Origin of the sequence: Sphingomonas sp. SFZ2018-12, from assembly GCF_022496715.1 — a bacterium.
Lineage (GTDB): Bacteria > Pseudomonadota > Alphaproteobacteria > Sphingomonadales > Sphingomonadaceae > Sphingomonas.
The window spans coordinates 393,511-407,573 of sequence record NZ_WTFM01000001.1; the positions used below are offsets into that span (position 1 = coordinate 393,511).

General features: G+C 66.7%; 10 protein-coding genes. 5 read left to right on the forward strand and 5 right to left on the reverse strand.

What is annotated here, in order from left to right; all coding sequences use genetic code 11:
• Window positions 1-183 precede the first annotated feature (183 nt).
• From GO308_RS01825 to GO308_RS01845, 5 genes are all read left to right on the forward strand, one after another.
• Entirely contained in the window at window positions 184-1,644 is a 1,461-nt protein-coding gene (locus GO308_RS01825; protein WP_240885188.1) for an oligosaccharide flippase family protein, read from the forward strand.
• A gap of 248 nt (window positions 1,645-1,892) precedes the next feature.
• A complete protein-coding gene (locus GO308_RS01830; RefSeq protein ID WP_066480522.1) occupies window positions 1,893-3,389 on the forward strand; it encodes a cytochrome ubiquinol oxidase subunit I in 1,497 nt (498 codons plus the stop codon).
• Entirely contained in the window at window positions 3,386-4,393 is a 1,008-nt protein-coding gene (gene cydB, locus GO308_RS01835) for a cytochrome d ubiquinol oxidase subunit II (RefSeq protein ID WP_240883637.1), read from the forward strand. Before GO308_RS01830 ends, cydB begins: the two co-directional genes overlap by 4 nt.
• Before the next feature lies 1 nt (window position 4,394).
• The gene (locus tag GO308_RS01840; RefSeq protein ID WP_082731729.1) at window positions 4,395-4,532 is read left to right on the forward strand and encodes a DUF2474 domain-containing protein; all 138 of its coding nucleotides are present in this window, start codon (window positions 4,395-4,397) and stop codon (window positions 4,530-4,532) included.
• Between the two features lie 113 nt (window positions 4,533-4,645).
• Window positions 4,646-5,005 carry a hypothetical protein gene (locus GO308_RS01845; RefSeq protein ID WP_240883638.1) on the forward strand — a complete coding sequence of 120 codons (360 nt, stop codon included), beginning with the start codon at window positions 4,646-4,648 and terminating at the stop codon, window positions 5,003-5,005.
• A 204-nt stretch (window positions 5,006-5,209) separates the two neighbouring features.
• Here GO308_RS01845 and GO308_RS01850 read toward each other — a convergent pair whose 3' ends face one another.
• The 5 genes from GO308_RS01850 to GO308_RS01870 form a co-directional block, all read right to left on the reverse strand.
• Window positions 5,210-6,460, reverse strand: coding sequence for a glycosyltransferase (locus tag GO308_RS01850; RefSeq protein WP_240883639.1), 1,251 nt, complete (start codon window positions 6,458-6,460; stop codon window positions 5,210-5,212).
• 13 nt (window positions 6,461-6,473) lie between these two features.
• Complete coding sequence (locus GO308_RS01855; RefSeq protein ID WP_231726098.1) at window positions 6,474-7,787, reverse strand: HlyD family type I secretion periplasmic adaptor subunit; 1,314 nt, start codon at window positions 7,785-7,787, stop codon at window positions 6,474-6,476.
• A 1-nt stretch (window position 7,788) separates the two neighbouring features.
• Window positions 7,789-9,513, reverse strand: coding sequence for a type I secretion system permease/ATPase (locus tag GO308_RS01860; RefSeq protein ID WP_066673098.1), 1,725 nt, complete (start codon window positions 9,511-9,513; stop codon window positions 7,789-7,791).
• Window positions 9,510-10,922 carry a TolC family protein gene (locus GO308_RS01865; protein WP_240883640.1) on the reverse strand — a complete coding sequence of 471 codons (1,413 nt, stop codon included), beginning with the start codon at window positions 10,920-10,922 and terminating at the stop codon, window positions 9,510-9,512. The genes GO308_RS01860 and GO308_RS01865 overlap by 4 nt, the downstream gene beginning before the upstream one ends.
• A gap of 278 nt (window positions 10,923-11,200) precedes the next feature.
• Window positions 11,201-13,903: a hypothetical protein gene (locus GO308_RS01870; RefSeq protein ID WP_240883641.1), complete on the reverse strand. Its 2,703-nt coding sequence runs from the start codon at window positions 13,901-13,903 to the stop codon at window positions 11,201-11,203.
• Window positions 13,904-14,063 lie beyond the last annotated feature (160 nt).

Here is a 14,063-nt window from a genome sequence, read left to right on the forward strand (position 1 = left end):
TGCCGCGCCGGGCAACCGCAGGGCCGATCGGCCACGCGCCCTTGTCCATTTACCCCCCGCAATCTAAGGGCGGATGAGGCGACTTGCCCGCGACCCGAGGACCGTCATGCGCGACGGCAGGTCGCGATGCCGTCGCGGCGAAAGCGTCACCGGTTGGACGCCCGCATTTTTTGAGTGGTGACAATGTCCGTCCGACGATCCCTGGTCTGGTCCCTGTGCGGGCAGTCGCTGTCCGTCATCGCGATGGTCGTGGCCATGGTCGTGCTCGCGCGGACGCTGACGCCGCGTGAGATGGGGATTTATGCGGTCGGACTTGCGACCACCGGCATCCTTCAGATCGTTGCCGCCTTTGGTCTTGGCCATTTCGTGACCCGCGAGATCGAACTGACCGATCCGACCCTGTCGTCGGTCTTCACGGTCAACGCGCTCCTCGCATTGTTGCTGGCGGTCGTTACCTATCTGGCCAGCTTCGCGGGTGCGGCGCTGTTCACCGAGGCCGGTGTCGCCGACGTCCTCAAACTGCTGGCGATCGTGCCGTTGATCGGCATCTTCGAATTCCTGCCAGCGGCCCTGTTGCAGCGCGAAATGCGATTCAAGCCGGTGTCGATCGTGCTGATGCTCCGCGCCATCGGGTCGACGACGGTCACGATCGTCTCGGTGTTGCTCGGCGCCAGCTATCTGAGCGCGGCCTATGGTGCGATCGCCTATGCGCTGATCGGTGCGGTCGGCATGAACCTGGCGCTGCCGGGCCATCTGATGATGCGGCCGGGGCTTCACGACTGGCGACGGATCGTGCCCTTCGGCCTTCGCGTCATGTCGATCGGCGGCGTCTCGGTCCTGTCGATGCGGATGACCGAGCTGGTCATGGGCCGGGTCATGGGGCTGGCGGCGCTGGGCATCTTCACGCGCGCCAGCACGCTCTACACCGCGATCTACAGCAACATCTTCGGCGTTGCCGCACGCGTGCTGTTCGCGAAGCTGGCGCATGACAACCGCTCGACCGGCGAGCTTCGCGCGACCTATCTGCGCGGCCTCGACATGCTGCTGGCGATCATGTGGCCTTTTCTGCTGACGGTCGCGGCGCTGGCGGGGCCCATCATCCAGCATGCCTTCGGTCCGCGCTGGCTCGCCGCGGCACCGGTGCTGACGATCCTGATGGTCGCGCAGGCCGTCACGATGTTGTTCGCGATGAGCTATGAGCTGTTCACCCTTCGCGACGAACTCGCGCGTCAGGCACGCTATGAAGGGTTTCGATCCCTGCTCGGGCTGGTGCTGATTTCCGCGGGTTGCCTGATCAGCCTGGAGGCTGCTGCGCTCGGGCGTGCGATCGAATCCACCGTCGCGGCGGCGCTGTACCTGCCGCACATGTGCCGGCTGACCGGCGTGACGGCAGCCGAGATCGGCCGGGTGATCGGGCGCAACCTCTTGATTGCGTTGGGGACGCTCATCCCCATGGTCGCGATCATGTCGATCAGCGGATGGCGCGCGGATGTGCCGCTCGCGGTACTGGCCCAGATCGCGCTCTTGACCCTGCTCGCGTGGATCGTGGCGCTCAGGATCGTCCGCCATCCGCTGCTGCTGGAAATCGGCCATGCGTTGCGCGTGATGAGAGGGCGGCTGCGCCTGCAGCGCGGCAATGCGTGATCGACCGGTCCGCCGCGGCGGCAATCACGGCGATGATCGAGCGCGCCGGCGACTGGCGGACGGCGATAGGCGCGTGGGGTGTGGCCACCGACAGCAGGATGGCGGCGGTTGCGCACCGTGGCCTAAAGTCGGCGTCGCAATCAGGGCCGCGCGTGCCTATATGCCGTTCATGGTGATGCGGCCGACAGCGTCGTCACGCCCGATCGGCAGAGGAGCCGGAAACGCCGTTTGGACGTGCGGAGTGCGCGATGTTTGACGGTTTCGATCCCGTGGTGCTGGCGCGAATCCAGTTCGCGTTCACGGTCAGTTTCCACTTCATCTTCCCGGCCTTTTCGATCGGGCTTGCCAGCTATCTGATGGTGCTGGAGGGGCTGTGGCTGCGCACCGGCAGGCAGGTCTATTTCGACCTGTTCAAATTCTGGGTGAAGATCTTTGCCGTCGCATTCGCGATGGGCGTCGTGTCCGGCATCGTCATGTCCTACCAGTTCGGCACCAACTGGTCGGTGTTTTCCGACAAGGCCGGGCCGGTGATCGGGCCGTTGATGGCGTATGAGGTGCTCACCGCCTTCTTCCTCGAGGCGGGATTCCTCGGCGTCATGCTGTTCGGCATGGAGCGGGTCGGGCGCAAGCTGCACTTCGCGGCCACCTGCATGGTCGCGATCGGGACCTTCATCTCCGCCTTCTGGATCCTGAGCGTCAACAGCTGGATGCACACGCCCACCGGCTTCGCGATCAACGATGTCGGCCAGTTCGTCCCCGCCGGCAGCTGGATCGAGATCATCTTCAACCCCAGCTTTCCCTATCGGCTGGTCCATACGGTCATTGCCGCCTACCTCACCACCGCGCTCGTGGTGGGCGCGGTCGGGGCGTGGCATTTGCTCAAGCTGCGCCGGGGCGAGGACAGGCCGGACGTCGATGGCGACGATCCGGTCGAGGTGCGTGAGCATCCCGAGCTGCCCCGCTCGCGCGAGGCGGCGCGCGTCATGTTCTCGATGGCGATGTGGATGGCGGCGATCGTCGCGCCGATCCAGATCTTCGCCGGCGACCTGCACGGCCTCAACACGCTGGAGCATCAGCCCGCGAAGATCATGGCGATGGAGGGGCATTATGACAGCCACCCAGACGGCGCGCCGCTGATCCTGTTCGGCATCCCCGATCCGGCCGAGAAGCGCATCGATTATGCGATCGAGGTGCCCAAGGCATCGTCGCTGATCCTCAAGCACGAACTCGATGCGCCGCTCGCCGGGCTGGACACGGTGCCGGATGACAAGGAGCCGCCGGTGGCGATCCTGTTCTGGTCGTTCCGCATCATGGTCGGCATCGGTTTCGCGATGCTTGGCCTCGGGTTGTGGAGCCTGCTCGCCCGTGCACGCGGCAAGCTGTTCGACTGGCCGCTGCTGCATCGCGCGGCGATCGTGATGGGGCCGTCGGGCTTCGTCGCGGTGATCGCGGGGTGGGTGACAACCGAGGTCGGCCGCCAGCCCTATACCGTCTATGGTTTCCTGACGACCGCGCAGAGCGCGTCCCCGCTCGCTGCCCCCGCGGTCGGTGCGTCGCTGGTCGCCTTCGTCATCGTCTATTTCGCGGTGTTTGGCTTTGGCACCTGGTATATCCTGAAGCTGATGGGCAAGGGCGTGCAGCTGCACGAACCCCGCATCGATGAGGAGGGGCCGATCCGCACCGCCGGCATCACCCCCGGCCCGGCCCAGGGGCGCCAGGTCGGCCAGCTGGAGCCGGCGGAATGACCGTCGATCCGACGCTGGCGATGGTGTGGGCGTTCCTGATCGCCTTTGCCGTGTTCGCTTATGTCGTCATGGACGGCTTCGACCTGGGCATCGGCATCCTGTTCCCGGTGTTCGAGGTCGGCGATGAGCGCGACAAGGCGATGAACGCGATCGCGCCGGTATGGGACGGCAACGAAACCTGGCTGGTGCTCGGCGGCGGCGGGCTGTTCGCCGCCTTTCCGCTCGCCTATGCGATCGTGCTGCCCGCGCTCTATCCGCCGATCATCGCGATGCTGCTCGCGCTCATTTTTCGCGGCGTCGCCTTCGAGTTCCGCTGGCGTGACCCGGCCCACCGCAAGGCGTGGGACGCCGCGTTCACCGGCGGGTCGATTATGGCGGCATTCTCGCAAGGCGTGGCACTGGGCGCGTTGCTTCAGGGGATCAAGGTCGCCGACCGCGCCTATGCCGGCGGCTGGCTCGACTGGCTCAGCCCGTTCAGCCTGCTGACGGGGGCAAGCCTGGTCGCGGGCTATGCGCTGCTGGGGGCGACCTGGCTCATCTGGAAAACCGATGGTGGGACGCAGGATCATGCGTTTCGGCTGGCGGGGCGGGCAGGCGTGCTGACCCTGGTCGCGATCGCGCTGGTCAGCCTGATGACGCTGGGCCTCAATTACGACTATCGCGCCAAGTGGCTGGAGTTTCCGGCGATCCTGGCGACGTCGCAGGTGCCGCTGCTGGTCGGCATCACCGCCTTCGCCCTCTATCGCTCGCTCAAGAAGCGGCGTGAGGTGCGGCCCTTTCTGCTCGCGCTCGCCCTGTTCCTGATGAGCTTCATCGGGCTGGGCATCAGCATGTTCCCCTACATCATCCCCGAAAGCGTCACGATCGTCGACGCCGCCGCGCCCGCGGCCAGCCAGTGGTTCATGCTGGTCGGCGCCGCCGTGCTGATCCCGCTGATCCTGGCCTATACCGGCTGGGCCTATTGGGTGTTCCGCGGCAAGGTGGGCGTCGAGGGCTATCACTGAGATGCCCCGCCTGCCCGAGCTTCCCGCCGACCGCCAGCCGCTTTGGCGGCGGCTGGCGTGGCTCGCGGCGATCTGGGGGGCGAGCGTCGCGGTGCTGGGCGCGGTGGCGTTCGTGCTGCGCCGCTGGCTGGTGGGGTAGGGGGTGCCTGAGTTGGCGGGTTGATGGCCGCTTCTGGGCGTCGGTAGATCAAAAGCGGAGAGGCGGCTTGCGACCCCTTTCCAGACAAAGCATTTTGATGTTCATTCGCTTCGATGGCACTTGAGAAAATTAAACTGTTTGAGCGGACGCGCGACCGTTGGCCGCTGAACGTGCACATCCGTCCCAAGGATGGGGTGCCATGCTTCGAGGCGAACCCATGTTTGGTCGACGTTTATCGCAACATCGAAGCCGACTGTGAGCCAACAGAGGATTGGACTCCAGAGGATGAGTGGACGAACCTAGCGAACTGGGCGTTTCATCAGGCACTCTGCTTAATCGCTGAGAGTTCTGAAGAGGGGCAACTACGTCGCGATCAGGTCACTTTCGAAATGTTCGACAAGTGCATGAAAGAAAACCTATGGGGCGATGATTGCTGGATCGCGGAGCGGGTCGAATACGAAGCAAGCCCGTAGATTGCAGTTGTCAGCAAACCACCCACAGCCTGCCATTCGCGCCTACCCTCGGCGGCCTCAAAAGCAGACGAGCACCTCAGACCGATCGGTTGCTGATTGGCGCCTCGGCTCGCGCTGGCTACGCAGGCGAGCTTCAACGCCCGCTTCGAGACTCGTCAGCGGCGGGAGATTGCGTGCCCAACCACCTCGCCCCGCCACGGGGGGCTACCCCTCGAACATCGGGGGTAGGGGGTCCAGCTTCTCTAACCCCTCGACCCATTCGATCTGGCGGGGCAGGCAGCGGGTCTTGAGGTCGTAGCCGTCGACGATCGTCTGGCGCGCGTTCGCGCTTAGCCGGGCGCGCAAGCCATCGTCGGCCAGCATCATCGCCGCGCGTTCGGCCAGCGCCTTGGGCTCGAAAAAGGGGGTCAGCATCCCGTTCTCACCGTCGCGGATCAGCTCGCGGACTGGCGCGGTGTCGCTGCCCAGGATCGGCGCGCCCAGCGCCATCGCCTCCAGCATGCTCCACGACAGGACGAAGGGATAGGTGAGGTAGATGTGCAGCCGGCTGAGGCTCAACACTTCGGTGAACACCGCGTAATTCAGCCGCCCGACGAAATGGATGCGCGACATGTCGAGTTGCGCGCGCACTTCGTTGAGGAAGGTTTCCTTCCACGTCGTGCCCTTGTCCGCCGCGCGGCCATAGCTGACGCCGTCGCCGCCGATGATGACGAAATGCGCCCTGGGGCGCAGCCGCTGCAGCTCGGGCAGGGCGCGCATGAAGATGTGATAGCCGCGATAGGGCTCGAGATTGCGGCCGACGAAGGTCACGACTTCGTCCGCGCGCGTCAGCGACGTGCCGCTGGCGAACTTGATATGGCCGTCGTCGCGCGGCCGCAATTTGTCGGTGTCGATGCCGTCGTGGATGACGGTGATCCGGTCGGCAAAGGGCCTGGGATAGCTCGACGCCTGGAAATGGGTGGGCGAAATCCCGGCATTGGCCATCGGGAACATCAGCCGCTGGGGCAGCTGCTTCACCTTCACGCCGCAGCGATGCTCGATCTCGTCCTTGACCGGCGGAAACTCGGGATCGAAATCGTGGTCGGAATCTTTGTAGCCGTAGAAGAACTCGCAATAGAGCGCGAGCCGCGCCTCGGGCCACACATCCTTGAGGAACAGGGTATCGCCCCAGCCGGGATGCGCGACGATCACGTCGGGCACATAGCCGTCGCGCCGCATCGCCGACGCTTTCACCGTTGCGGCGTGCGCGCGGATCAGCTTGGCTTCGGTGTCGAGCGCCCATTGGTGCTCGGACTTGGTGCCGACCTTGGCGATGCTGCGATAGCCGGTGACGCCCGGCATCGGCGGCACGTCGATCATCGACAGCGCCGCGACCTCGTGCCCGCGCCGCGCCAGTTCGGGGCTGAGATGGACGAACTGTGCCGGGAAGTTCTGGTGAACCAGCAGGATCTTCATGCGCGACGAAGGATCATTCGCGGAACGCGGTTTCCGACAGCCGCGTGAACGGCGTCAGGAAATAGCTGAGCACCGACCTTTTGTCGCCGATAAGTGCGACGTCGGCGATCATGCCCGGCGTGATCGGCAGCATGTTGCCCGCCGCGTCGCGGATCCCGGCTTCCTTGGTGCGCACGCGCACCAGATAATGCGTGTCGCCGGTGCGTTCGTTGACGATCGCGTCGGGCGAAATCCCCTCGACCACGCCGTCGAGCCCGCCATAGGTGGAGAAATTGTAGGCGGTCAGCTTGACCAGCGCGCGCTGGCCCGGGCGGATGAAGGCGATATCCTGCGGCCGTACCGCCGCCTCGACCGTCAGGCCGCTTTCCGACGGCACGATTTCGACCAGCGGTTCGCCGGGGCGGATGGTGCCGCCGACGGTGTTGACCAAAACCCGGTTGACCTTGCCCTGCAGCGGCGAGCGGACCAGCGTGCGCTGGACCTTGTCGCGCAGCGCCGGCAGCGTCCGGCGGCGGGTGATCAGTTCGGCCTGCGCGGCGGCAAGCTCGCCCGCGGCCTGCGATCGCCACTCCTGCTGCGCCTGGGCGAGCGCGGCGCGCGCCTCGGTGACGCTGGCGCGCGCGCGAGAGACCGTCGCTTGCGCTGCGGCGGCTTCCTCGGACGCGACATTGGCGGTACGTTCGGCCTGCATCAGGCTGAGGCGGGGCTCGACCCCGGCTTCGACCAGCGGGCGGAGCAGGTCCGCCTGCTCGATCGCCGAATTGCGCGACACGCGCAGTGCCGACAGCCGGCCCTCGGCCTCCGCGACCGCGCGCTCGGCCTGCGCGATCCGTGCGCGGGCGGCCGACGTCAGGCTGGCATAATCCGCCTGGCGCGAGATGTAGAGCGACCGCTCGATGCCGATCTGCTCGCGCGTCGCGGCATCCTCCGCGTTCGGGAAAACGGGCGTGCGGCCTGCAATCTCGGCTTCGAGCCGCGCCACCTTCACCGACAGCGCATTGACCGTCGAGCTGTTGCTGCCCAGCGCCGCACCCGTTTCGGTCTGGTCGAGCTGGACCAGGGGGGTGCCCGTCGCCACCGTGTCCCCCGCCTTGACCAGGATCGCGGCGACGATGCCGCCCTCCAGATTGGAAACGCGCTGGAGCTGCGCGGTCGGCACGACGCGCGCGGACGCGTTCACGGTCCGGTCGATCTGGGTCAGCGCCGCCCAGCCGACCAGCACGACGATCATGCCGACGATGACCCAGAGCAGCAGGTTGGACGACCGTGCCGGCGTCTTGTGCAACGGCTGGGGGACGACGACCAGGGCGGTGGATTGCATGTTCATGTCAGGCGGCTACCGGGCGGGTGATGCGGCGCAGGATTTCATCGCGCGGGCCGTCGGCCGCGACCTTGCCGTCGGTGATGATGACGACGCGATCGACCAGGCGAAGCAGCGGCATACGGTGGGTGATGACCAGCAGCGTGCGGCCCCGGGTCTCTTCTTCCAGCCGACTGATCAACTGGTTCTCGCTTTCGGAATCCATCGCGCTCGTCGGTTCGTCGAGCACCAGGAATCTGGGCCTGCCCGCCAGCGCGCGCGCGAGCGCGATGCTCTGGCGCTGGCCGCCGGACAGGCTTTCGCCCCGGTCGGCGAGCGTCAGGTCATAGCCGTTGGCGACCCGGCCGATGAAATCGTGCACGCCGGTCAACCGGGCGACGCGCAGCATCTCCTCGTCATCGACCTGGCGGCGGCCGAGTGCGATGTTGTCGCGGATCGACCCGGTGAACAGGACGCTTTCCTGCAGCGACGCGCCGACATGGCGGCGCAGCGTCGGCAGGTCCATCTGGCGGATGTCGGTGCCGTCGACCATCACCAGCCCATCGGTGGCGGTGTAGAGGCCGAGCGCAAGGCGCGCGATCGTCGACTTGCCCGACCCGACCCGGCCGAGCAGCGCAATGCGCTCGCCGGCATTGATCTTGAGGTTGAGCTTGTCGAGCGCGTCTTCCTTTGCGCCAGGATAGCGGAAGCTGACGTTGCGGAACTCGACCGCGCCCTCGATCACCGCGGGCTTCAGGCCGGTCACCAGCCCGGGGTCCTCGCTCATGAACGGGTTGAGCACGCTGTAGGCCGTGCGCGTCGCGGTGATACGCGACAGCAGCTGGGCGATCTGGGCCAGCGGCGCGACCGCACGGCTGGACAGCAGCGAGCACGCGATCAGCCCGCCGAGCGTCAGGTCGCGCGTTTCGACGAGCAGCACGCCCACGATCACGACACCCGCGAACGAGATCGTCTGGGCGGCATTGGCGACATTGGTGCTGATATTGGCGAGCAGGCGCTGGCGCGTCGCCATGTCCGAATAGCTGTCGATCGTGCGCAGCCAGCGCTGGCCGAGCAGGTCGCCGGCGCCGCTCGACTTGACCGTTTCGATGCCGCCGATCGCCTCGACCAGCACCGATTGCTTGTTCAGACCCTCGCGCATCGCCTCGCTCGCCAGGCGGTCCATGGCCGGAAACGTCGCGACGCCCGCGATGATGGTCAGCGGGACCATCGCCAGCGGCACCGCCACCACCCAGCCGCCGATCAGCGCGATCACCGCCAGGGTCAGCAGGATGAACGGGACGTCGATCATCGCGGTCAGCGTGGCCGAGGTGAAGAAATCGCGCAGCGTCTCCAGCTCGCGCATCGTGCCGGCCAGCGCGCCGGTCGAACCCCGCCGCGCGTTGAGCGGCATCGCGACGAGGCGCTCGAAAGCCTTTTCACCGATCTCGCGGTCGACATTCACCCCCGCCACGTCGACGAAATAGGCGCGCAGCGAACGCAGGATGAAGTCGAAGATGATGACGAGGCCAAGCCCGATGCTGAGCCCGACCAGCGACGAAATCGCGTTGTTGGGCAGCACGCGGTCGTACACCGTCATCGAGAACAGCGACGACACGAGCCCGAAGATGTTGATCAGCAGCGCGGCGAGCGCGACCTTTGCATAGGTCGCGCGATTGCGCATCATCGGCTCGATCAGCCACTCGGCAAATCGCTTGCGGGGGGCTTCGACCAGCTCCTGCGGATCGCTCATGGCAACGGTCTTTCTTCGGCGGCCGAGGGAATTTCCAGCGCGGTCAGCAACCTGCCGGTACGCGACAATAGCACATATCGCGCGGCGTCGCGCCCCGCGATCGCCTGGATATAGGCTGCCGCGGTGCCGAAATAGGTGTCGTTGGCGGCTAGCACGTCGAGCAGGCTGCCCCGCGCCGCGAGAAAGCGGGTGGTGAGCGCATCGCGCGTCTGGCGGCTGGCGACATAGGCCGAGGCCAGGCTGGCCAGTTCCGCCTCGACCGCCATCAGGTCGGTATAGGCGGTCGCGGCGTCGCGCCCGGCTTCTTCGCGGACGCGGTCGGCGCGGGCACGCGCGGCGTCGGCGCGGGATTCGCCCTGTTCGGCGCGCTCGTAAATGCCGCCGAACAGGCGCTGGCGCAGCGTCAGGCGCGCACGGACGTCATAATCGCGCGTGACCTCGAACGCGCCGTAGCGTCCGCCCTCGACGCTGGCGGAAAGCTGGGGCAGCGTGTCGGCGCGCAGGGCCTTGGCTTCGCGCCGCGCAGCTTCGGATTGCGCGCGTGCAATCGTCACCGTCGGAATGTTCGCCGCGGCGTCGCGCGCGGCCTCGACGCCGGCGGGCACGACGCCCAGCGTCGGTCCCCGCGTCATGTTGGGCGGCGGCGGCGCGCCGGTCAGCTCCTGATAGCGCGCCTCGGCATTGGCGAGCTCGCGACGGTAGCGGGCCAGGCGTGTGTCGAGCGAGGCGATCGCGGTGTCGACGCGCGCGATGTCGGATGCCGCCGACGCCCCTTGATCGATCCGCTGTTTGACCGAATCGCGGTTGTCGACGACGCTCTGGCGATACGCCTCCGCGAGACCCAGCAGGGTGCGGCCGGCGAAGATGTCGTACCACGCCGCGATCGTGCGCAGCGCGATTTCGTCTGCGGTGCCGTCGATCGAGGCGCTGGCGGCGCGCAGCCGGTCGCCGGCGGCGCCGATGCGGTAGGAGGTCGCGCCGAAATCCCACAACAGCTGGCTCACCTGTCCGGTCAGGTCGGTACGCCGTTCGAGCACCGATCGCTGGATGATGTTGTCGAGGCTGTTGCGGAACGACCGGTCGATAATCTGATAGGCGGACACCGAATATTCGGCGGAGGGCAGCAACGCCGCGCGGGCCTCGCGCTTCGCCGCCTTGGCTTCCTCAAGCTGCGCCTGCACCTCGGCCAGGGCCGGGTGGCGCGCGATCGCGGTCAGCACCGTTTCGCGGAAACGCGGATCGCCCGCACCGTCCTGACCCAGTTTCAGGATCGGGTCGGCGGCGGTGTCGACAACGAGGGGGCGGCGGCTCGCCCCCGGCAGCGTCAGCGATTGCGCGGCGGCGGCGCCAGGCATCGCCAGCGACGCGGCCAGCACAAGCGCGCCGATCAACGGCGCACGCGATGGCACGGCAACAGACTTGGAAGCGTACGTCATTCTTTACGTTTGGAAACCTTGCAAGGAACGCTGTCCTCGACCCGCTGGCCTATCGAAACTTCGGTGGCGCGTTAAGTGATTTGAGGCGTCGCGTCTACAGAAACGCTGGCCGGTGCTCGATCCAGAGCCATTCACTTCGCCGCCGCACACGCGCGCATGAGCCGCCGCGCGCATTTTCCCGCTCCATCCAAAAGAAAAGGGGGCCTCCACCGCGGTGGAGACCCCCTGATCCTTGGTTCGCGATATTGCGATTACGGGGTCGGAATGGTGCCCGTCGCCGTGATCACGATGTCGTTGTTGGTCAGCGCCGTGCCGGGAACCAGCGTGGCGAAGATCACCGCCGCGCCGGCACCGGTGCCGTCCGCGTCGTAGAACAGGCGACCGGTCGCCTGATCGTACAGGATCTGCGCCGAAGCCGCCGTGGCGCTGACACCGATCACGAACTGCGCCGCGGTCAGGGTCGGGCCGCCAAAGGCGAACACACCCTGGTCGAGCGAGATGCGATCGCCTTCCGCCGAGCTGAAGTCGAGCACGTTGTCGGCATTGCCCACACCGGTGTTGGCGAAGTGGAAGGTATCCGCACCGCTCAGGCCGAACAGGTTGTCGATACCGTCACCACCCGACAGCACGTTGCGGCCAAAGTTGCCCGCGATCGTGTTGTTGGCCGCGTTGCCCTGGAGCACCAGGTTGTCGACCGCGGTGGCGTCTGCCGCAACCAGGCTCTCGACATTGGTACCGAGCGTGTAGTTGACGCTCGCGAACACGGTGTCGTTACCTTCGTTCGCCAGTTCGGTCACGACGTCCGACGACGAGAAGACGCGGTAGATGTCGTCGCCCGCGCCACCGACGAGGGTGTCGCCGCCGCCGCCAGCCACGCCGGCACCGTTGAGGATGTTGTTCCCCGAGTTGCCGGTGAGCGTCTGCGCACCGCTGTTACCGACCAGGAAGACGTTGCCGGTGCCCGTGGCGGTCAGCGAGTCGATGGCCACGCCGTCGGCGAGCGCATAGCCGCCGGTGGTCGCCGTGAAGGTGACCGTGTCGGTCGTCGCCGTCACACCGTCAGCGGCGAGGCCGGTTTCGATGATGACATCGTCGGTGCTGTCGACGGTGTAGGCGTCATTGCCCGCGCCACCCGCCAGCGTGTCGGCACCGCCGCCACCGATCAGCGTCTCGGCGACGTTGCCGGTCGCGCCGTTGATGCGCTGCGCCAGCGCATTGCCGGTCACCGAGACGACGTTGCCGCCGAGGGTGATGGTTTCGACTTCCGCACCCGCGGTGAGGGTGTAGGCCACGAAGCCGGCTTCGGTCGCGAAGGTGATCGAGTCCGTGCCGCCGCCGACGGCTTCGCTGATCACGTCAGCGCCGTTCACGACATAGGCGTCGTTGCCGCCCAGGCCGGTCAGGGTGTCGACGCCGAGGCCACCGACCAGCGTGTTGTTGGCGAAGTTGCCGACAATCTGGTTGGCGAGGTCGTTGCCGGTCAGGACATATTCACCGGTGGTCGCACTCTGGTCCGCCGCCGAGAGGTTCTCGACATTGGCGCTCAGCGTGTAGGACGCGCTGGTGAACACCGAGTCCGTGCCTTCACCGACTGCTTCGGTGACGACGTCCAGCGCGGTGTAGACGCGATAGGTGTCGTTGCCCGCGCCGCCGACCAGCGTGTCCCCGGTACCCGTCGCCGACGTGCCGCCGTTCAGGACGTTGTTGCCGGCGTTGCCGGTGAGCGTCTGGGTCAGCGCGTTGCCGACCAGAACGACGTTGCCGGTCGCCGCGGTCGCGGTCAGGCTGTCGACATTGACGCCTTCGGCCAGAGCGTAACCGCCCGTGGTCGCGGTGAACTGGACGACATCGGCCGTCGCGGTGACACCGTCGGCCTCGAAGCCGGTTTCGATGATCACGTCATCGGTCGAGTTGACCAGGTAGGTGTCGCCACCGCCGGCACCCGCCAGCGTGTCCGCGCCCGCCGTACCGCCGCTCAGCGTTTCGGCGACGCCGACCGCACCCGCGGCACCGTTGATGCGCTGCGACAGGTTGTTGCCGGTGATCACGTTCACGCCGTTGCTGGCGGTGATGACTTCGATCGAGGCATCCGCATTCAGGGTGAACGTCGCCGCCGCACCCGCCGCGAAGGTGATCGTGTCGGTGCCGCCGTCAGCCGCCTCGACAAAGGTGATCGTGCCCGCGCCCAGGACATAGGTGTCGTTGCCGCCGAGGCCGATCAGGGTGTCGTTGCCGCCACCGCCGCTGAGCGTGTTGGCACCGAAGTTGCCGACGACCGTCTGGTCGAGCGCGTTGCCGGTCAGGACGAGCGCCTGCGTGCCCGACTGATTGGCAGCCGAGAGCGTCTCGACCGCAGTGCCTGCGGTGAGCGCGTAGGTCGCGATCGCCTGGCCCGCCGCCTGCAGCGCGTCGGCGTCGATGTACACGATGTCGGTGCCGCCACCCGCAAGTTCGGTCACCACGTCACCCGGGTTGCGGATGGCGTAGACGTCGTCGCCAGCACCGCCGACCAGCGTGTCGCCGAGCGTCGGCTGCGCGGTGTTGCGGCCGCCGTCGAGCACGTTGTTGCCCGCGTTGCCATTCAGCGTCTGCGCGAACTGGTTGCCGATGATGAAGTTGTTGCCGGTGCCGGTCAGGTTCAGCGTTTCGACCCACGCACCCGAGTTCAGCACATACGACACGCTGGCGTTGACCACGTCGTTCGCGCCGCCCGTCGAGCTTTCCACGATCACGTCGCCGGCGTCGGCAACCGTGTACGTGTCGTTGTCCGCGCCACCGTTCAGGGTGTCGTTGCCGGTTCCGCCGATGAGCGTGTCGGTGCCTGCACCACCGTCGATGCTGTCATCACCCGCCGCACCGTCGAGCGTGTCGTTGCCCGCATTGCCGATGATCGTGTTGTTCTCGGCGGTGCCGACAATATTGTCGTCGCCTGCCGTTCCGATAAACGTCGCCATTTAACTACTCCCTTCAGGATGCTTGTCGCGGCGGGGCCGCGCGAAACCAAAATTCAAAAACGTGAAAACAGTTCGCCGCACCGTCCGCGCCTTGCGGACCGACGAACGGTTGGATAGTCCCGCAAATGCTCGGCGTGCCCCCCCGTTTGATCACAAATCG